Origin of the sequence: Phenylobacterium deserti (assembly GCF_003254705.1) — a bacterium.
GTDB classification, from domain to species: Bacteria; Pseudomonadota; Alphaproteobacteria; order Caulobacterales; family Caulobacteraceae; genus Phenylobacterium; species Phenylobacterium deserti.
This window is the reverse complement of sequence record NZ_QFYR01000001.1, coordinates 674,412-693,178: the sequence shown is the minus strand read 5'-3', so window position 1 is coordinate 693,178 and position 18,767 is coordinate 674,412. Positions and strand designations below refer to the sequence as shown.

20 protein-coding genes are annotated in these 18,767 nt (G+C 69.5%); 4 read left to right on the top strand and 16 right to left on the bottom strand.

Annotated elements, in window-relative coordinates:
- Positions 1-3: 3 nt before the first annotated feature.
- The 12 genes from DJ018_RS03475 to DJ018_RS03420 form a co-directional block, all read right to left on the bottom strand.
- The gene (locus DJ018_RS03475; RefSeq protein WP_240609441.1) at positions 4-834 is read right to left on the bottom strand and encodes a murein hydrolase activator EnvC family protein; all 831 of its coding nucleotides are present in this window, start codon (positions 832-834) and stop codon (positions 4-6) included.
- Positions 834-1,298 carry a 23S rRNA (pseudouridine(1915)-N(3))-methyltransferase RlmH gene (rlmH, locus tag DJ018_RS03470; protein ID WP_111513483.1) on the bottom strand — a complete coding sequence of 155 codons (465 nt, stop codon included), beginning with the start codon at positions 1,296-1,298 and terminating at the stop codon, positions 834-836. The genes DJ018_RS03475 and rlmH overlap by 1 nt, the downstream gene beginning before the upstream one ends.
- Positions 1,299-1,430: 132 nt before the next feature.
- A complete protein-coding gene (rsfS, locus tag DJ018_RS03465; protein ID WP_240609495.1) occupies positions 1,431-1,877 on the bottom strand; it encodes a ribosome silencing factor in 447 nt (148 codons plus the stop codon).
- 100 nt (positions 1,878-1,977) lie between these two features.
- Positions 1,978-2,634, bottom strand: a complete 657-nt coding sequence (locus tag DJ018_RS03460; protein WP_111513481.1) for a nicotinate-nucleotide adenylyltransferase — start codon at positions 2,632-2,634, stop codon at positions 1,978-1,980.
- An 11-nt stretch (positions 2,635-2,645) separates the two neighbouring features.
- Positions 2,646-4,211: an aldehyde dehydrogenase family protein gene (locus DJ018_RS03455; protein WP_205853703.1), complete on the bottom strand. Its 1,566-nt coding sequence runs from the start codon at positions 4,209-4,211 to the stop codon at positions 2,646-2,648.
- Positions 4,212-4,286: 75 nt separating this feature from the next.
- Positions 4,287-5,423 carry a glutamate 5-kinase gene (proB, locus tag DJ018_RS03450; RefSeq protein WP_420849499.1) on the bottom strand — a complete coding sequence of 379 codons (1,137 nt, stop codon included), beginning with the start codon at positions 5,421-5,423 and terminating at the stop codon, positions 4,287-4,289.
- A complete protein-coding gene (gene obgE / locus DJ018_RS03445; RefSeq protein ID WP_111513479.1) occupies positions 5,411-6,472 on the bottom strand; it encodes a GTPase ObgE in 1,062 nt (353 codons plus the stop codon). The genes proB and obgE overlap by 13 nt, the downstream gene beginning before the upstream one ends.
- Before the next feature lie 81 nt (positions 6,473-6,553).
- Positions 6,554-7,087, bottom strand: a complete 534-nt coding sequence (locus DJ018_RS03440; RefSeq protein WP_111513478.1) for a GNAT family N-acetyltransferase — start codon at positions 7,085-7,087, stop codon at positions 6,554-6,556.
- Between the two features lie 143 nt (positions 7,088-7,230).
- On the bottom strand, positions 7,231-7,506 hold the full coding sequence (gene rpmA / locus DJ018_RS03435) for a 50S ribosomal protein L27 (RefSeq protein ID WP_111513477.1): 276 nt from the start codon (positions 7,504-7,506) through the stop codon (positions 7,231-7,233).
- 44 nt (positions 7,507-7,550) lie between these two features.
- Positions 7,551-8,135 carry a 50S ribosomal protein L21 gene (gene rplU / locus DJ018_RS03430; protein WP_111514657.1) on the bottom strand — a complete coding sequence of 195 codons (585 nt, stop codon included), beginning with the start codon at positions 8,133-8,135 and terminating at the stop codon, positions 7,551-7,553.
- A gap of 162 nt (positions 8,136-8,297) precedes the next feature.
- Positions 8,298-8,864: a hypothetical protein gene (locus tag DJ018_RS03425; RefSeq protein ID WP_111513476.1), complete on the bottom strand. Its 567-nt coding sequence runs from the start codon at positions 8,862-8,864 to the stop codon at positions 8,298-8,300.
- 325 nt (positions 8,865-9,189) lie between these two features.
- Positions 9,190-9,792, bottom strand: a complete 603-nt coding sequence (locus DJ018_RS03420) for a DUF2726 domain-containing protein (protein ID WP_111513475.1) — start codon at positions 9,790-9,792, stop codon at positions 9,190-9,192.
- 257 nt (positions 9,793-10,049) lie between these two features.
- Between DJ018_RS03420 and DJ018_RS03415 the strand changes: the two genes are divergently transcribed.
- Complete coding sequence (locus DJ018_RS03415; protein WP_111513474.1) at positions 10,050-10,916, top strand: amidohydrolase family protein; 867 nt, start codon at positions 10,050-10,052, stop codon at positions 10,914-10,916.
- A gap of 6 nt (positions 10,917-10,922) precedes the next feature.
- Here the strand turns inward: DJ018_RS03415 and DJ018_RS03410 are convergent, their stop codons facing one another.
- Positions 10,923-13,289 (bottom strand): glycoside hydrolase family 127 protein, encoded by a 2,367-nt coding sequence (locus tag DJ018_RS03410; RefSeq protein WP_111513473.1) that lies wholly within the window; start codon positions 13,287-13,289, stop codon positions 10,923-10,925.
- A 58-nt stretch (positions 13,290-13,347) separates the two neighbouring features.
- Positions 13,348-14,514 (bottom strand): aminotransferase, encoded by a 1,167-nt coding sequence (locus DJ018_RS03405; protein ID WP_111513472.1) that lies wholly within the window; start codon positions 14,512-14,514, stop codon positions 13,348-13,350.
- A 143-nt stretch (positions 14,515-14,657) separates the two neighbouring features.
- Between DJ018_RS03405 and DJ018_RS03400 the strand changes: the two genes are divergently transcribed.
- The 3 genes from DJ018_RS03400 to DJ018_RS03390 all read left to right on the top strand — a co-directional run bounded on the left by DJ018_RS03400 (position 14,658) and on the right by DJ018_RS03390 (position 15,994).
- Entirely contained in the window at positions 14,658-15,155 is a 498-nt protein-coding gene (locus DJ018_RS03400; RefSeq protein ID WP_111513471.1) for a GNAT family N-acetyltransferase, read from the top strand.
- A gap of 38 nt (positions 15,156-15,193) precedes the next feature.
- On the top strand, positions 15,194-15,451 hold the full coding sequence (locus DJ018_RS03395; RefSeq protein ID WP_111513470.1) for a hypothetical protein: 258 nt from the start codon (positions 15,194-15,196) through the stop codon (positions 15,449-15,451).
- A 63-nt stretch (positions 15,452-15,514) separates the two neighbouring features.
- On the top strand, positions 15,515-15,994 hold the full coding sequence (locus DJ018_RS03390) for a hypothetical protein (protein WP_111513469.1): 480 nt from the start codon (positions 15,515-15,517) through the stop codon (positions 15,992-15,994).
- A 4-nt stretch (positions 15,995-15,998) separates the two neighbouring features.
- On the opposite strand, the gene DJ018_RS03385 is transcribed toward DJ018_RS03390, so the two are convergent.
- Positions 15,999-16,439, bottom strand: coding sequence for a hypothetical protein (locus DJ018_RS03385; protein WP_111513468.1), 441 nt, complete (start codon positions 16,437-16,439; stop codon positions 15,999-16,001).
- Between the two features lie 250 nt (positions 16,440-16,689).
- A complete protein-coding gene (typA, locus tag DJ018_RS03380) occupies positions 16,690-18,522 on the bottom strand; it encodes a translational GTPase TypA (RefSeq protein ID WP_111513467.1) in 1,833 nt (610 codons plus the stop codon).
- Between the last annotated feature and the right edge of the window lie 245 nt (positions 18,523-18,767).

Here is an 18,767-nt window from a genome sequence, read left to right as displayed (position 1 = left end):
CGCTTAGTTCTTTATCCAGCGCCCCGGATCGACTGGGGCGCCTTGTTCCCGGACCTCCAGATAGAGTTCCGAAGTCGAATGTCGACCATCCGGCATCCATCCGACAGGCTGACCCGGCGCGACGGATTGTCCGACATTGACGGACGAACGCTCCAACCCAGCAAGCACCAGATGGTATCCACCCGGCAGACGCAATATCAAGATGACGCCCCAGCCCTTAACGGCGCCCACATATTGGACGCGGCCTGCCGAAGGACTGATCACCTGCGCATTGCGACCGGCTGACCAAGCCAGACCATTGGACTTGCCGCCGCCCGGCACTGGCTCGCCGAAACGGCGGAGCAGTTGTGCGTCGACGGGCTTCAGCAGTTCCTGCGGTGGGACGCTTGGACCTTCCGGCTCGTCGGCGCCCAGCAGCGGGTCGTCGTCTCCGGGCTCTGGCGCGGCGTCGGCCTGGCGGCTCTCCGACATGAACAGGGCTTCGCTCTGCACGGCGGCGAGCCGGCGCTGGCGCATCATCTCCCCGGCTTCGCGCGCGTAGACCTCGGCCCGCGCCTGCAGTTCCGGCGTCATCGCCTTCACGAGGATGGCCGCGCGCACGGCGTCCTTGGCGTCCTGCGGGCTGACCAGCAAGGCCGGCGGCGGATCGCGCTCGAACTGCGCCAGCACCGACAGCAAACGAGCCAGCCGGCTCATGTTGCGCGCCTGGTCGGCGGACAGCTGGGTCTCTTCGAGGTTGAGGCGCGCCAGGTGATCGCCGCCCTGCGCCAGGGCGACGGCCCCCGCGCCCAGCAGGGCGCAAGCGACGGAGCTTATGAGGAGGGCGCGGCGCATCAGTCCCGATGATAGGGCGATCCGCCCAGAATGGAGACAGCGCGGAAGACCTGTTCGGCCAGCATGGCGCGGGCCAGGGCGTGCGGCCAGGTTTGAGGGCCGAAGGCGAGCTTGCCATTGGCCTGGGCGAGCAACTCGGGATCCAGCCCGTCGGCCCCGCCGATCAGGAACACGAGCTTGCGAACGCCGCGGTCGCGCAAGGTGGCGATCTCCTGAGCGAAGGCGCGAGAGGGGCGGGCGGCGCCATGCTCGTCGCAGGCGATGACGTGGGCGTCGGCAAGGTGCGGGCGCAACACCTCGGCTTCGGCCGCCTTGCCGGGCTTGCGGCTTTCCACCTCGATCACCTCGACGGGACCCAGGCTCAAGGGACGGCCGGCGTTGGTGGCGCGCTCCAGATAGAGCTTCACGAGCTCGGTCTCGGGGCTGCGCGAGAGCTTGCCGACGGCGACAATGGCGATCTTCATGGGGTGCGCCGGTGATGAGGCAGCTCAGGGCCGGGCGACGCTCAGGCGCTGAGCGTTCCTCCGTCACCCGTCTTAAGCGTCGCCCCGCCCTCCCCGCGCTAGCGAGGAGGACGGCGGACGCTGTTGAAGCGATCAGATCGCCGCGCGATGCGCGGAGTCGACCGACCAGATCTTCTCGATGTTGTAGAACGAGCGGACCTCGGGGCGGAACAGGTGGACGATCACGTCGCCCGTGTCGATCAGCACCCAGTCGCAGTGCGGCAGTCCTTCCACGCGCACCTTGCCGTAGCCTTCGTCCTTGAGCGCGCGCAGCAGGTGGTCGGCCATGGCGCCGACATGCCGGTGCGAGCGGCCGGAAGCCACCACCAGGCCGTCCGCGACAGCGCTCTTGCCTTTGAGGTCGATGAAGATGACGTCCTGCGCCTTGTCGTCGTCGAGACGGGCGAGGATCAGACTTTCCAGGGCGGCGATGCGATCCTGGGTATCAAGGGCGGGTTCGGCGTCCCGAGGCGGGACTTGGGCCGGGCCCTCATGCGCGCTTGGCGCGGCTTCACGGTTCAGCGGGGTTGCTCCTTTGATTTCCTCGCTACCAGTGACCCTAACACGGACAAGGGCTCGGGTCAGCTTCCCTCACGATAGGTTCAAGATGTGAGGGCGAAACCGGGTTCCGCAAGCGAGGCTAGCCGCGGCGTTTGGCCCGGGCGCGCAGGGCGGTCGAGGATTGGAAGTTGAAGCGGCCGAACAGAAAAGCCCAGGCCGGCGCCTTGCGGTCGGGCAGGCTCATGACCTCGGCGGCGGGCACGCGATAGCGGGCGAACCGCTGGGCGGCGGGCGAGAAGCGGCTCTTCAGCGAGATCCAGGGGCGGGAGACCACGGCCACTGGCACCTCGCGCATGATCTGGGTCCAGCCGCGCCAGCGGTGGAAGGATGCCAGGCTGTCGGCGCCCATGATCCAGACGAACTTGACCCCCGGGTAGCGGGCCTTGAGCGAGCGGATGATGTCGATGGTGTACTGGGAGCCGAAGCGGGTCTCGGCGTCGGAGATGATCATGTCGGGGGCGCGGGCCTGAAGGCGGGCGCCGGCCATGCGTTCCGCGAGCTCGGCGGTCTCGGCCGTCGGCTTCAGCGGGTTCTGGGGCGAGACCAGCCAGATCACCCGGTCGAGGTCGAGGCGGCGCTTGGCGGTTTCGGCCACGTGGGCGTGGCCCTCGTGGGCCGGGTTGAAGGAGCCGCCGAACAGGCCGACGCGCATGCCGGGCTCCAGGCGAAAGCCGAGGCGCAGGGCGCGGGGGCGGCCGGCGTCAGGCAGGCGCCGGGCCGGCCCCGCGAACCACATGCGGCCCTTGCTCAAGGGCGGGCAGGCGTGGGGGCGCCGGCTCGGTCGAGATCGAGGTCGGTCTGGCGGACCCGGGCGCGGACGGTGAAGACCCCGTCGCCGGCCAGGACGCCGCCGCGGGCGAACAGGCGGCCGTTCTCCCAGTTCGACAGGCCGAGCTCGGGCTTGTTCAGCGCGTACTGGCCGTCGACCCAGCGGGTGAAGCCGTCGCCGACGAAGGGGGCGTCGACTGCTTCGAAGAACCGGGCGTGGGCTTCGGGGTCGGCGGCGATGAGGCTGACGGTGAAGCGAGGGCTGTATGCGTTGAACAGACCTGCCGCGTGGGTCGCGCTGTCTACGATGTACAGGCTGACCTCGGGGGTTTCCTCCCATTCCCACTCGTGGCCGAGCTGGTCGGGGGAGAGGGGTTCGACGAGAGGTTCTTCGACGGGGCCTTCGGCGCGGACGATGGGGCCGTGAGCAGAGCGGAGGGTCTCGGGGATGTAGGGCAGGGCCGTATCGCCGACGTGGAGCTTGAAGCCCTTGCGGCGCTCGCCGGCGCGCTGGAGGGCGGCGAGGAAGACGGGGACCAGTTCGCCCGCGCGGCTGGCGACGATGCAGCAGGTGTTGAGGGTGTTGCAGACCTTGCGGTCGAGGGAGTGGTAGGCGGCGGCGAAGAAGCGGTCGGCGTCGGCGGTCTCGTCCACCACCATCCAGGCGCCGCCGGTGCCGTGCAGGCTGACGGGCGTGCCGGCCTGGCGGGCGATGGAGCCCAGCTGGGAGACGGCGGGGCCGGAGCCGCGGGCGACGGCCAGCGCCAAGCCGCTGTCGGCGAACATGGCCCAGCCGGCGGCGTGGGCGGCGGAGTCGATCAGGACGGCCGAGCCCTCAGGCAGGCCGGCGGCGGCGAGCGCCGGATCCAGCGCGGCCTTCACGATGGCGCGGGCGGTGCCGAGCGCGTCCGAGCCGATGCGGAAGACCACGGTGTTGCCGGCCCGCAGGACGCCGGTGGCGTCGGCGAAGACATTGGGGCGGCCTTCGAAGACGAAGCCCACGACGCCCAGGGGCGCCATGACCTGCTCGACGCTCCAGCCGGGGTGCTCGACCCGCTCCAGCACGCGGCCGCGGGACGCCTCGGCGTCGCGCCAGGCGCGCAGGCCTGAGACCATGTCCCGGCGCATGGCGTCGGAGACCTGCAGGCGGGTGGTGGAGCGGCCGCGCGCGCGGGCGCTTTCCACGTCGGCGGCGTTGGCGGCGGCGATCTCAGCCCACCGGGCCTCGTCCTCGAGGTTGGCGGCGAAGGCGTCGAAGAAGGCGGTGATGGCGGCGTCGGAGACCTCGCCCATGCGGCCGAAGGCGGCGCGGGCGCGGGCCACGGCCTCGGAGGCGATCTGATGCTCGCGGGCCGGAATGTGCAGCAGGGTCCCGGTGTCGGGCGCGACCAGCAGGCGATCGCCCGCGCGGAAGGCGGCGGCCAGCTCAGGGCTCACATGGGCGACGCGGTCGCCGCCATAGACGATGGCCTGGCCCGGCGTCAGCGTCTCGAGCCGCCCCGCAGGTGCGCTCTGCGCACTCGTCCTGATGCCGCCGTCGTCCACGTCCTGTCCCCTTATGCTCTTTCCGAGCCTTACTCTGGGTGAGGCTTACCTACCGGCCTTCCGAGGCCGGAGCAATCAGCCCACGGGTTCGCGGTGCGGGGCCAGCGCTAGGTCATCGGCGTGGACCAGCGGGCCGCTGGTGTAGCCGATGGCGGCCTCGATTGCCTCGGACTTGAGGCCGACGATGCGGGCGGCGTCCTCGGCCTCGTAGCGAACGAGGCCGCGGGCGATGTCGAGGCCGGCCTCGTCGCGGATCAGCACGGCGTCGCCCTTGTCGAAGCGGCCTTCGATGCGGCGCACGCCGGCGGCCAGCAGGCTCTTGCCCCGGCGCACGGCGGCGGCGGCGCCCTGGTCCACCACCAGCACGCCGGTGGGCGCCAGCGTCCCGGCGATCCAAGCCTTGTAGGCGGCGGCCGGGCTGATGGCGGGCTCGATCCGGGTGGCGCGCTCGCCCTCCTCGATGGCCAGCAGAGGCGAGGGGCGGGTCCCAAGGGTGATGAAGGTGGCGCAGCCGGCGGCCGCGGCGATGCGGGCGGCGGCGAGCTTGGTGGCCATGCCGCCGGTGCCGACCCCGGCCGCGGCGTTGGCGCCGCCGGCCATGGCCTCGATCTCAGGCGTCAGGCGCTCGATCACCGGCAGGTGGCGGGCGTCGGGGTTGGAGCGGGGATCGGCGGTGTAGAGGCCGTCCACGTCGGACAGCAGCACCAGGGCGTCGGCCCCGATCATCTGGGCCACGCGGGCGGCCAGGCGGTCGTTGTCGCCCACCCGGATCTCCTCGGTGGCGACGGTGTCGTTCTCGTTGACCACGGGGACGACGCCCAGGCCCAGCAGGGTCTCGACCGTGGCGCGGGCGTTCAGCCAGCGGCGGCGCACCTCGGTGTCGTCGCGGGTCAGCAGCACCTGGGCGGCGGCCAGGCCGTGCGGCTCCAGCGCTTCTTCCCAGGCGCGCATCAGGGCCGACTGGCCGGCGGCGGCGGCGGCCTGCTTTTCCGGCAGGGAGGAGCGGCGGGCGAGGCCCAGGCGCCGGCGGCCGAGGGCCACGGCGCCGGACGAGACCACCAGCACCTGCTGGCCCCGCGCCCGCATGCGGGCGGCGTCGGCGGAAAAGGCCGCCAGCCAATGGCTGTCCGCACCCTCGTCACCCGCGACCAGGGCCGAGCCGACCTTGACGACGACGCGCCGAGCGCGGGCGAGGTCGGTCACGGACGCCAGCCTTCCTCGGTGGGGGTGTTCTCCGGCTCGTCCGGATCGAGGCCCTGGGCTTCCAGCTTGCGGCGGCGGACCAGGGCGTAGGCTTCGCGCAGCAGCTCGGTCACGCCGAAGCCGGCGAAGCCGGACACGCGGCGGACCTCGGTCCCGGCGGCTTCCGAAAGCTCGGCGAGCTTGGCCTCGATGGTCTCCTCGTCCATGGCGTCGATCTTGTTGAGCGCCAGGATCTCGGGCTTGTCGCCCAGCTCGTCGGCATAGGCTTCCAGCTCGTGGCGGACGATGCGCCAAGCCTCGGCCACGTTGTCCTGGGTGCCGTCGACGAGGTGGATCAGCACGGCGGTGCGCTCGACGTGGCCGAGGAAGCGGGTGCCGATGCCGGCGCCTTCCGACGCGCCCTCGATCAAGCCGGGAATGTCGGCCAGGACGAAGCGCTCGTTGGTGGACAGGTCCACCACGCCGAGATTGGGAGCCAGGGTGGTGAAGGGATAGTCGGCGATCTTCGGCTTGGCCGCGGAGGCGGCGGCCAGGAAGGTCGACTTGCCGGCGTTGGGCAGGCCCACGAGGCCGACGTCGGCGATCAGCTTCAGCCGCAGCCAGATGGCTTTCTCTTCGCCTTCCTGGCCGGGGTTGGCGTGCTTGGGCGCCTGGTTCACCGGGCCCTTGAAGCGGTCGTTGCCCCAGCCGCCGTTGCCGCCGCGCGCCAAGAGGATGCGCATGCCGGGCTGGTCGAGGTCGGCGATCAGGGTCTCGCGGTCTTCTTCCAGCACCTCGGTGCCGACGGGGACCTTGAGCACCACGTCCTCGCCGGCCGCGCCGTGGCGGTTGCGGCCCATGCCGTGGACGCCGGTGCCGGCCTTGAAGTGCTGGGCGTAGCGGTAGTCGATCAGGGTGTTCAGCCCCTCGACCGCCTCGATCCAGACGTCGCCGCCCTTGCCGCCGTCGCCGCCGTCGGGGCCGCCGTACTCGATGTACTTCTCCCGCCGGAACGACACGGCGCCGCCGCCGCCGTTGCCGGAGCGGATGTAGACTTTGACCTGGTCGAGAAACTTCATTGGGAGCGCTTTAGCAGAAAGAGCGGTGTCGGACGAACCGCGAGGGGGAATTACCTCCCCCGCCTGCGGGGGAGGTAGGGGTCAGGCCAGCCAGACCATCATGCGGGTGGGGACGGGCTGGCCCCGGGCGCGGCTGTCCTTGAGGACGACGTCGCCGGTGTAGAGGAAGCCCGCCTTGCAGAGCACCTGGCCGGAGGCCGGGTTGTCGGCGAAGTGGCCGGCGAAGACGAGCTTCTTCCGCCACTCGCGCCGGGCCCAGGACAGGCCGCCGCGCAGGGCCTCGGTGGCGTAGCCGCGGTTCCAGTAGGGCCGGCCCAGCGAATAGCCGACCTCGGGCCGGCCGCGCTCGTTCAGCTTGAAGCCCAGCTGGCCGACGACGCCCAGGCTGCGGTGCTCTATCACGAACAGGGCCTCGCGGCTCCAGTCCCCGGTCATGCTCCGGTCGACCCAGTCCTCCACGTCCTCGGCGGCCAAGGGGTGGGGCAGGGTGCAGGTCATGGAGGCCACGCCGTAGTCGTTGAGCAGGCCGGCAAGGGCCGCCGCGTCGTCGCGCACGGCGCCGCGCAGCACCAGGCGCTCGGTTCCGATGGTGGGGGTCACGTCCAGCGTGCACATCTTTTCTACCCTCCCGGCCTGCGATCCGTTGTCGCCGCAGGCCCAAATGCAAAGCGGGGAGCCCGGCTGACCGGACTCCCCGCTAAGGAAATCATCTGTCCGGTTCGCCTCTTGGTGGGGCGGAACCGGTGGAGGGGTTCCGCCTATTCGGCAGCAAGCACCTCGGTCGCCGGCACCACCGTCACGTAGGTACGGTTGAGCTTCTTGGTGACGAACTTCACCTGGCCGGTGGCCGTGGCGAACAGGGTATGGTCCTTGCCCATGCCGACGTTGTCGCCCGGCCAGAACTTGGTGCCGCGCTGGCGCACGAGGATGTTGCCGGCGAGCACGTTCTCGCCGCCGAACTTCTTCAGACCCAGTCGCTGGCCGGCGGAATCGCGCCCGTTGCGCGAGGAGCCGCCCGATTTTTTGTGAGCCATAGTGGCCTCCTAAACGTGAGCTGCGGGAGAGGCTGGGGCCGAGATTACTCGGCGCCGCCTTCCGCGTTGTCGGTCTTCTTCTTGGCCGGAGCGCGCTTCTTCGGCGCAGCTTCAGCAGCGGCTTCGGTCACGGCCGGGGTCTCGGCGGCTTCCGCGGGAGCCGCGGCGGCCTTCGGAGCCTTCTTCGGCGCAGCCGGGGCGGCTTCAGCCACGGGCGCGGCGGCGACCGGAGCGGTGAACGGCAGGTTGCGCGAACGGGCGTTCAGCTCGGCCTTGGTGACCAGCTTCACTTCGCCGTCCCACTTGGCTTCCTGGCCGGCGCCGGTGATGCCGGTGACGCGCAGAACGCTTTCGGTCTGGCGGTGGCCGCGGGTGCGGCGATAGCCCTGGCGGCGGATCTTCTTGAAGATCTTCACCTTCTCGCCCTTGCGGGTTTCGATCAGGGTGGCGGCGACGGCCGCGCCTTCAATCAGGGGAGCGCCCACGGTGACGGAGTCGCCGTTGCCGAGCATGAGAACTTCGCCGAACGAGACGGCCGCGCCGGGCTCGCCTTCCAGCTTTTCGACGATCAGCAGGTCGCCCGGTTGAACCCGGTACTGCTTGCCGCCGGTCTTGATCACCGCGTACATCATTCGCGCCTTTGTATTTCTTCTTGATTGCAAAGCGTATCGCGCCCGCGGGGGTACCCGGAAGCCGAAGGGGCGCTCTTATACAGAGAGGGGCGCGGGAGTCAACGCGGGGGGCGACATACGGAGCTCCTGAGAGGCACACTCTGCTTCCGTCGTGCAAGTCTAGGAGGCGACGAAGAGCGCTGGTCGTTTGAGTGGCCTAGGTCGGGCAGCGGCCAAGCCATCATGGCCGAGCGGCCGGCTTGCGAGTTCTGCGGAGGCGTCGGTGAGGTGGAAAAGGCAATCATCGACGTAGACGAAAAAGGCCTCCTGCTGCTCAAGAAGAGAGAGATCTACATAACGGAGGGTCAGGCGAGCCTCGGCGTCGTTGCGCTTTGCGGCTCCCTCTAGGTGTGTGAAGTTCAGACGGTTCCCTTCAGAAGCCCAGTGGGCATGGGCGAACTGGTTTCTGATCTGAAGGCAGTAGCGCAGGTCGCTAAGGACCTTCTCGTACTGCGGCCGCAGCTTCTCATCGATTGAAGGGCGGATGAGTGCGTCGGCCAGATCGAGCCGCTGGCTTTCGCTCCTGACTCGAAAGAGCACCCTAAGCGGTGTGACCAACACTCCAGTCACGGCTTCAGCTAGACCTACGAGTGAGAACTCCAACTCACCGTAGCCCACGACCAGGCGCCCGATGTGCGCGAACTCGGCGGGAAAAGAGGCTGCGGCGGGCATGATCGTTCGACTCATGTCACGTTCATACCCGCTCGCCAGATGCGCCCTCAAATGACCTTTGAACTTGGGCGATTGCGCCGGCACATCGCCCCGAAGCTGGCCGCGCCTACGTGGGAGCACATGCTCAACGTATTCAAACAAGTGTTCTGCGGAGTTCAGCCTCCCCGCTCTCGACCACGAGAGCAGGTTTGGAGCGCAACCAAGCGGGCTTATGACAACCCGGTTGTCGCTCAGCTTGGATGCCCGCTTTCGCGGGGCTGGGCGGGCGGTGCGCGTTGGGGGTGGAACCCCCTCCGGCTTTCGGCCACCTCCCTGCGGGGAGGAACTTGCTGGAGGACAATTAGGACGTGAGACGAGCGAGTTCTCGGGCCAAGTCCTCCGGTGCATGCTCAGGCGTCATCTCGATGAACCGCACACCCGCCTTGCGGAGCGCCTCTCGCTTGACCGCGTCGCGGGCGGCTGTGGTGCTCGAGGTGTAGTGCCCTTCACCCTGGTGCTCGATGGCGGCGAGGGCGTGGCCGCGCTGGTCGACGATAAGCAGGTCGGCGCGCTTCGAGTTGATGGCGGCGTAGGCGGCTTTGTCCGGCGTGGACAGAATCTCGCCGAGGCTGACTTGGGCCATGACGCGCCAGCCGAGGTTGCGGTCGGCGACGAACTTCTCCGCCGTGTAGAGCCAGCGGACTTCGCCCTTGTTGAGCAGCGGTTGGATCTCGAACTTCGCCTCCGAGACGATGCGCAGTTGTTCCGGGCCGTCTGCGATGGCGGGGCGGGTCGGCGTCTCGACCGCGCGGAGGTTTGCAGCGCCGGGCTGGAGCCCGCCTTTGCGAGCGGGCCAAGGGCCGCGACGGTGCGCGCGCCTTGTGAACGGCAGCTTGAGCTGCTGGCCAGCGAAGAAGGCCAGGGCTACGGCGAAGGCGAAGAGGAGCGCGGGATCGAGGTTCATGGCTGATGAGGCGAGTTTCGTGAGAGCGCAACCATGGCGGGCTTCTGGTTACCGAACCTTGCTCAGCTTGGATCCCTGCCTTCGCGGAGATGAGCGGGTGGGGTGGGCGTTGGGGGTGGAACCCCCTCCGGCCTTCGGCCAACCTCCCCCTGAGGGGGAGGATCTGGGGTTACCTCTGAGGTCATCGCGGGGTGCGGGTGAACCGTGTTACGTCAACGTGGCCGTCCGGTTGGGGCGGGTGCGGACGGGTGGATGCGATGCGGTGGCTTGGGGCTTTGACGGCTTGCGCGGTGATGGCGGCGGGGGCGGCCGGGGCGCAGCCGGCGGTGTTCGACGGCCATGTGCATCTGCATGACGGGGCGGCGTCGCTGCGGGCCTATCAAGAGGCGGCGAAGGCGGCGGGGCTGAACGTGCCGGCTTACGCGGCCATGTGGTTCGGCGGGGGCAATCAGGCGCCGACGGGAGATCCGGCCGCGATCCGGGCGGGCAACGACGGCATCCTGGCGCTGGCGGCGCGCAATCCGGGGATGATCCCGGTGGCGACGGTGCATCCCTATGACGGCGAGGCGGCGCTGGCGGAGCTGGCGCGGGCAGCCGGGCGCGGGGTGAGGATCCTGAAGATCCATCCGCACACCCAAAGGTTCGATGCGGCCGATCCCCGGGTGCTGGCGCTGGTGCAGCGGGCCGGCGAGCTGGGCGTGATCGTGCTGATGGACAACGCCAACATCCTGCCGGGGGACAACGAGAAGCTGTTCAACCTGGCGCTGGCGGCGCCCAAGACCACCTTCATCTTCGCGCACATGGGGGCGCTGAACTTCCGGTTCTGGAACATCCTGAAGGCGGCGCGGACGGCGGAGAACCTGTTCGGGGAGAACATCTTCTTCGACATCTCGGCCACCGTGGCGCTGCTGGCGGACTCGCCGGTGGAGGCGGAGTTCGTCTGGACGATCCGCAACGTGGGGGTGGAGCACGTGCTGCTGGGCTCGGACTATCCGCAGTACTCGCTGGCGGCCAACGTCGAGGCGCTGGAGAAGCTGGACCTGACGGCGGCCGAGAAGGCGCAGATCCGCTGGGGGAATGCGGCGGGCCTGTTCAAGCTGCCCGCGCCCGCCGCCGGCCGGTAGGCCGGTTCAGGTCCGGGTGGGCTTGGGGCCCGCCTCCGCCACCAGGGTGCGGCATTCGTAGACCGTGGCGTCGGAGCCGCGGGTCTCGAAGCGGACGCGCAGGCGATCGCGGCCCTGCGTCCACTCGCGGGGGATGGGGTAGGTCCGGACCACGAAAGCCGGCTCCGGCGCGCCGTCGGCCCGCCGCTCGGTGGCGAGCTTTCGGCCGTCCACCAGGATGTCGAAGTTCTTGTCCCGCTCCTCGCCCCAGTAGAGGACCTGCAGCTCCATGGGTTGGTCCGGGCGGGCGGCCATCGTCCATTCCATCCAGTTGCCCTGGCCCCACCAGGCCTGGCGGGCCGAGCGGCCGCCGTTGGTGGTGACGTCGGCGTGGTTGGCGCGGAATTCGTGGTCGCGCTCGGGCTGCATCTCGCCGGGGTGCATGACGTCCACGGTGCGGGCCTCGATGGCGCGGGCCTTGGCCTGTTCGGCGGTGAAGGCGGCGGCCTCGGCGCGCCAGCGGGCCTCGGTGAAGCGAGGCAGGTAGACGGCCGTGCGGCGGTCCCACTGGCTGAAGAAGGGGCGGAAGGTGAGGGGACCTGGGCGGGCGTCCGCCGCGCGGAAGACGTGCGGCTGGCCGGCCACGGGCTGGAGGGCGGCCAGGGCGCCGGCCGCCACCAGGGCGGGCGAGGGCTGGTCCAAGGGCGTCTCGGCCGAGCCGAGGTCTGCGGCCAAGACCACGGGGCCGCTGAGGAAGGCGGTGATGTTGGGATCGTCGGGGGTGGTCTCGGCCCGAAGCGGCATCTGCAGGTCGAGGGTGACGGTGTCGCCGTCGCGCCAGGTGCGGCGGACGACCGCGTAGCCGTCGCGCCCCTGCACCGGGACGGAGCGGCCGTTCACCGTCAGGCGGGGATTGGGGCTCCAGGCCGGCAGGCGCAGGGCGAGCTCCGACGGCGTGCGGCCGGCCCGCTGGGCGGTGAGGGTGATGCGGCCGGAGGCGGGGTAGTCGGTGTCCAGCGACCAGCGGGCGCCGGTCTCCGCCCAGTCGAGGGTCGAGGGGATGAACAGGTTGACGAACAGGGTCTCGCGGTTGCGCCACCAGACGGACTCGCCGTGCTTGGCGTGGCTCTCCATCCCTGAGCCCACGCAGCACCAGAAGCTGTCGTCGGGCGTGGAGAACACCCGCGCGGAGCCGGCGCGCATGGGCGTCATGTAGGCGAACATGCCGTCGGAGGGGCGCTGGTGCGCCAGGATGTGGTTGAGGTGGGCGCGCTCGTACCAGTCGAACCAGGCGGCGTTCGGCTCCCAGGCGTAGAGGCGCCGGGTGAGCTTCATCATGTTGTAGGTGTTGCACGCCTCGCAGGTGCGGTCGGTGAGGCGGGACGCGAGCTCGCCCGGGGCGCCGAAGTGCTCGCGCTCGGAGTTGCCGCCGATGACGTAGGAGTGCTTGGAGGTGACCTCGGTCCAGAAGAAACGCGCGGCGCGGCCGTAGCGGGGCTCGCCGGTGATCTCATGGAGGGCGGCCAGGCCGATCACCTTGGGGATCTGGGTGTTGGCGTGCTTGCCCTTGAGCTCGTCGCGGCCCTGCTCCAGCGGGTTCAGCACGGCGTCGTGGTGCAGGCGCTGGGCGAGCTGGAGGTAGGCGGGCTTGCCGGTGCGCCGCCAGGTTTCGGCGAACACCTCGTTCAGGCCGCCGTGCTCGCAGGCCAGGATCTCCTGGATCTCGGCGTCGGAGCGGGGGCTAAGCACGCCCACCAGATAGTCGCTGAGACCGACAGCGACTTGCAGGGCGCGGGCGTCGCCGCACAGGGCGTGGGCTTCCAAGAGGCCCTGGTGGACCTTGTGCCAGGTGTAGAGCGGCACCCAGCCGCCGTTGAGGTCGAAGGGCGTGCCGCGCACGTCGCCGCGGCGGATCTCCTCGTAGATCACCTTGCCGTCAACGATCTTGCCGTCGCGCTCGACGGTGGTGCCGCCGACGTAGCCGTCGCCGTGGGCGGCCTGGCAGGCGGCGAGCTCGCCCACGATGTAGGCCGCGCGGGTCTTGCACTCGGCGTCGCCCGTCTGGGCGTGCATCAGCGACAGGGCGGACAGGTAGTGGCCGAGGCTGTGGCCGGCGATGCCGCGCGCTTCCCAGCCGCCATAGGCCGGGGCCTTGGGCGCAAGGCCGGCGCCGGCGCGGAAGTTGTGCAGCAGGCGGTCGGGCTCCAGCGCCAGCAGGTAGCGGCGGTTGGCGGCCACGGCGTCGGCCCAGGGCGAGGGCTTCAGCCGCACGGCGCTCAAGGGGAAGGGCTCGGCGCGCAAGGCCACGGGCGCTGCGAAGGCGCTGGGCGCGCCGAGGCTCAAGGCGGCGCCGCCCAGCAGGACGGCGCGTCGGCTCCAGTTGTCCAAGCTCATCCCCGGCTGTCTCATTTGTCGGACAATAGCCGCTACGGGACGGCGCGGGAAGGCGGGCTCAGGCTCGCCGGCTGAGGTCGCGGGCGCGGGCCAGGCGCTCGACGCCGGCGTCCAGGGTCTGGTCGGCCTTGGGGAAGCACAGGCGCAGGATGGTGGTGACGGGATCGGCTTCGAAGAGGGCGCTGACCGGAATGGCGGCGACGCCGGCCTGGGCGACCGCGCGCAGGGCGAAGGGGCGGTCGGCCTCGTCGACGCCGGAAGCGGGCAGGTCGATGTTCAGGAAGTAGGTGCCCTGGCAGGGCAGGACGGCGAAGCCTTCGCGGCGCAGGCCCTCGCTCAGCCGGTCGCGGGAGCGCTGGAGGTCGTGGGGCATCTGGGCGAGCCAGCCGCCGAGGTTCTCCAGCCCCCACGCCACCGCCGCCTGAAGGTTCGGCGGGGTGGTGAAGGTCAGGTACTGGTGGGCGCGGGACAGGGCCTGGGTGAGCGGGGGCGCGGCGCACATCCAGCCGACCTTCCAGCCGGTGAGGCCGAAGATCTTGCCGGCGCTGCCCACCTTCACGCAGCGATCGCGCATGCCGGGAAAGGCCATCAGCGGGCGGTGCGCCAGGCCGTCGAACACCACCTGCTCCCAGACCTCGTCGCAGACGGCGATGGCGTCGTGGACCACGCAGAACTCGGCCAGCAGGGCGAGGTCTTCGTCCGGCACGACCACGGCGGCGGGGTTGATGGGATTGTTCAGCACCACGAAGCGAGTGCGGGGCGTGAACGCCTCTTCCAGCATGGCGCGGGTCAAGCGCCAGTGGGGCGGCGACAGGCGCACCAGGCGCGGGATCCCGCCCGCCCGCCGGATCAGCGGCAGGTAGGCGTCGTAGACCGGCTGGAAGACCACCACCTCGTCGCCCGGCTCGATCAGGGCGAAGAAAGCGGCCGCCAAGGCTTCGGTGGCGCCGGAGGTGATGGTGATCTCCCCTTGCGGATTGAGGTCGAGGCCCTGGGCGCGGCCATAGTGCGCGGCGACCGCGGCGCGCAGCTCCGGCAGGCCCGGCATGGGCGGGTACTGGCCCGAGCCGTGGAGGACGGCGTCGGCGGCCTTCTCGCGCAGGGGCTGCGGGCCGTTGCTGTCGGGAAAGCCCTGGCCGAGGTTGACGGCGCCGTGGGCGCGGGCAAGTCCGCTCATTTCCTCGAAGATGGTGGTCGGAATGGCGGCGAAGATCGAGTTGGCCATGAGGTCGCTTGAGCCCCAGCGGAAGAGAGGATCAAGATCACCGGGCCGCCGCGAGGTCCATGGAGATTCGCTCATCTCCCGGGGCCGCGGGGCGTCGGGGGCTTTTGGGGACGGTTAACCTGCTAAGGGATAATCCTGCCCGGATGAGCGCTCGATCCAACCTCGCCCTGGCCTGGACCTTCCGCGTGGACATCTTCGACTTCCGCCCCGAATACGGCCCGGCCTTCAAGGCGCTGAACGAGGCTTGGATCACCCGGTACTTCGCCCTGGAGACGAAGGACGTGGAGACCCTCGCCGACCCGCAGGGCAAGATCGTCGATCGCGGCGGGCGGATCTTCATGGCTCTGGAGAGCGGCGAGGCGGTGGGCTGCGTGGCCATGATCGCCATGGACGACGGCGGCTACGAGGTCGCCAAGATGGCCGTCGACGAGAGCGTGCAGGGCCGCGGCGTCGGACGCGCCCTGCTGCAGAAGTGCATCGACCAGGCCCGCGCGCTGGCCGCGCCCAGGCTCTACATCGAAACCAACTCCAAGCTTACGCCGGCGGTGAGCCTTTACCGGTCCATGGGCTTCAAGGACTTGGCGCCGGCCGCCACGCCCTACGCCCGCTGCGACACCTGGATGGAGCTGAAGCTCCGCTAACGGCCGGAACCTGAGGCCGGCTCGCGGCCTCAGGAGGCATGAGCGATGTTTCCCTTGAAAACCTGCAGGCGCAGCTGGAGCAGGCGCAACGCAGCCTGCTCGCGCACGACTTCCTGCTGCGGGCCCTGCTGACGCACCTGGCGATCACCAGTCCGACCTCGTTCGAGGGGCTGATCGGCGGCTTCACGCGCTCGCGGCTCTACAGTTCGAACGGTGAAGCGGGCGAGCTGACGCGCGAAGTCGCCGAGCAACTGACATCCATGCTGGAAGAGATCGCACGCTCGCTCGGCCGGTGATGGCTTCTTGTTGCGAATGACTCGCAACTGCAATAGCGTCCGAGTCCAGCGATGGAGCGGCGCATGTACGGACGCGGATCTCTCGAGCTCTCCGACCTCAGCCAGGGTGAGCGGCTGCTGCTGCGGGCCGTGCGGCGACAGGCCTTGGAAAGCCCCTGCCACAGCCTGAGACTTGAGTTCGAGGCCGCCTGCGGCGCGGCGGGGCCGGAGGCTTGTCGAGCGCTGATGGCCTTCGTCGAGCAGCTGCGGTGGAAAGGGCGGCGCAGGATCGCCATCGCACCGCCTTGCGCGTCGGGGGTCAGCGGCGACGAGGCCCTGCTGCTGACGGTGTTCGCCTCGGCGCAGGCCGACGATTACCGCTCCTTGGATGAGGGGCTCGAAGCCTTGATGGGCGCCGAGCCGCCGGCCAGCCTGGGCGCTGCGGCCTGCCTGGTGGGCCAGCTGTTCGCGATGCATGGCCTCGTCTTGCAGGTCCGCGATCCGGTTCGCAGCGAACAGGGGCCTAGCCGACCACGACTTTGCGCGGTCGTAGCCCACGCCTGAGCGTTCAGGTCGGGCAGCGCTTCTGCGGCTGAATGACGGCGCCGCCTGCGGCGATCTGGGCGCTCATGTCCCGACCGATGCGCAGGGGCAGGGACGCTGACGGATGCGGCAAGGCGGAGACGTCGTAGAGGAAGACGCATTCGCCAGCCCGGAGCACCAGGCTTTCCCCCGCCTCGACGGGACGGAAGGTCTCGGCCGAGACGAAGCGTCGGGAGCGGCCGTCCGCGACGGGGGCCCATGCATCCTGGCCGACATAGAAGATGTCGCTGACCTGGTTGACCGGCATGTCTTTGTGCAGCACCGCGAGCGGCTGTCCGGTGGCGTTGGCCACCCGTACGGACGGATAGCTGGCGCAGGCGGCGAGCGCCGCGGCCGCCGTCAACGCCAGACCAAGAGCGCCAACGGTGCGCCTGATCTGCCGAACGCCTCGAGCCGCAACAAGCATCTCTGCGCTCCTTCTGAGAGAGCTCCGAGTTTGCCACAACTTCTGGGGGCGAAAAGGCCAAAGTGGATTGCGACCGAACTCCCGCAGGTCGCCTGAGGCTAGCTGCCAGGGCGGGTTTTCTGCGGCGTGATCGGGAAGCCCCTTGGCTGCGCCGCGGCAAGATCAACGAGAGCCAGGGCGACCCGGAACGTACGAAAACGGCGGCGGTGTCGCCACCGCCGCCGCTGAATGTCGTCCTGAGGTCAGGCCCTTAGTCTTCCTTGGTGCGCTTCTTGCGGAAGGAGGGGTTCAGGGTCTGCTTGCGCAGGCGGATGGACTTCGGTGTGACTTCCACCAGCTCGTCGTCCTCGATGTAGGCGATGGCCTGCTCGAGGGTCATGCGGCGCGGCGGGGTCAGGCGGATGGCCTCGTCCTTGCCGGAGGCGCGGACGTTGGTCAGCTGCTTGGCCTTCATCGGGTTGACGTCCAGGTCGTCGGCGCGGCTGTTCTCGCCGATGATCATGCCCTGGTAGGTCTTCTCGCCGGCGCCGACGAACATCACGCCACGCTCTTCCAGGTTCCACAGGGCGTAGGCCGCCGTTTCACCGTCCGAGTTGGAGATCAGCACGCCCTTACGACCGGCGTCGATGGCGCCCTTGTAGGGCTCGTAGTGGCTGAACACCCGGTTCAGCACGCCCGAGCCGCGGGTGTCGGTCAGGAACTCGCCCTGGTAGCCGATCAGCGAGCGCGAGGGGGCCATCAGGCTGATGCGGGTCTTGCCCGCGCCCGACGGGCCCATGTCCTTCAGCTCGGCCTTACGGGCGGAGAGCTTTTCGATGACGATGCCGGTGTACTCGTCGTCCACGTCGATCATGACGTCTTCGATGGGCTCCAGGCGCTCGCCGGTTTCCGGGTCCTGCTGGAACACCACGCGCGGACGCGAGATCGACAGCTCGAAGCCTTCGCGGCGCATGCCTTCGATCAGCACGCCCAGCTGCAGTTCGCCGCGGCCGGCGACTTCATAGGCGTCCTTTTCCGAGGTCTCGGTCACGCGGATCGCGACGTTGGACTCGGCTTCTTTCAGGAGGCGGGCGGCGATGACGCGGCTCTGGACCTTGTCGCCTTCGCGGCCGGCCAGGGGGCTGTCGTTCACCGAGACCGTCATGGAGATGGTCGGCGGGTCGATCGGCTGGGCCGGCAGCGCCTCAGTGACTTCCAGGGCGCACAGGGTGTCGGCCACCGTGGCCTTGGACAGGCCCGCGATGGCGACGATGTCGCCGGCTTCGGCGTCGTCGATCGGCTGGCGCTTCAGGCCGCGGAAGGCCAGCACCTTGGTGATGCGGCCGCGCTCAATTTCCTTGCCGTCGCGCGACAGGGCCTTGATGGCCAGACCCGGAACGGCCTTGCCGCTCTCGATGCGGCCGGTGAGCAGGCGGCCCAGGAAGGGGTCGCTTTCGATCAGCACCGACAGGATCTGGAAGGGCTCGTCCTTGCGGGCGGCGGCCTTGGGCTCGGGCACGTGGTCGACGATCAGGTCGAACAGCGGGGCCAGGTTGTCGTTGGGCTGAGCCAGGTCCATGGTCGCCCAGCCGTTCTTGCCCGACGCATAGATGTGCGGGAAGTCGAGCTGCTCGTCGGTGGCGCCCATGGCGGCGAAGAGGTCGAAGGCCTCGTTCAGCACGCGGTCCGGGTCGGCGTGGGGGCGGTCCACCTTGTTCAGGCAGAGGATCGGGCGCAGGCCCATCTTCAGCGCCTTGCCCAGCACGAACTTGGTCTGGGGCATGACGCCTTCCTCGGCGTCCACCAGGAGGACGCAGCCGTCCACCATCCCCAGGATCCGCTCGACCTCGCCGCCGAAGTCAGCGTGGCCGGGGGTGTCGATGATGTTGATGCGGGTCTCGCCCGCGCGGCCGTTCCAAAGGACGCTGGTGCACTTGGCGAGGATGGTGATCCCCCGCTCGCGCTCCTGGTCGTTGGAGTCCATGGCCCGTTCGACGGTGGCCTCGTTGGCGCGGAACACGCCCGATTGGGCGAGCAGCTGGTCGACGAGGGTGGTCTTGCCGTGGTCGACGTGGGCGATGATGGCGATGTTGCGGAGCGACATAAGGGGAGGAGGTCTCGGATCTTTTGATGTGGCGCGCTTGTAGGCGAGCAAGGGCCGCGCCGCCAGCGCCAGTTGGACGCGGCGTGGGGGAGCGTATGACAGAGATATGCGACGAAATCACGGTGCTATTGTGCAGTGCACCTAAACCGTAACGCGCATAAGTCGGTTAAAGTGGTTGTTAAAATACGCTTTTCCAGTGCGACAGACTGCCCACTCAAAAACCACGCACTTTCCGCTTGCGTTTT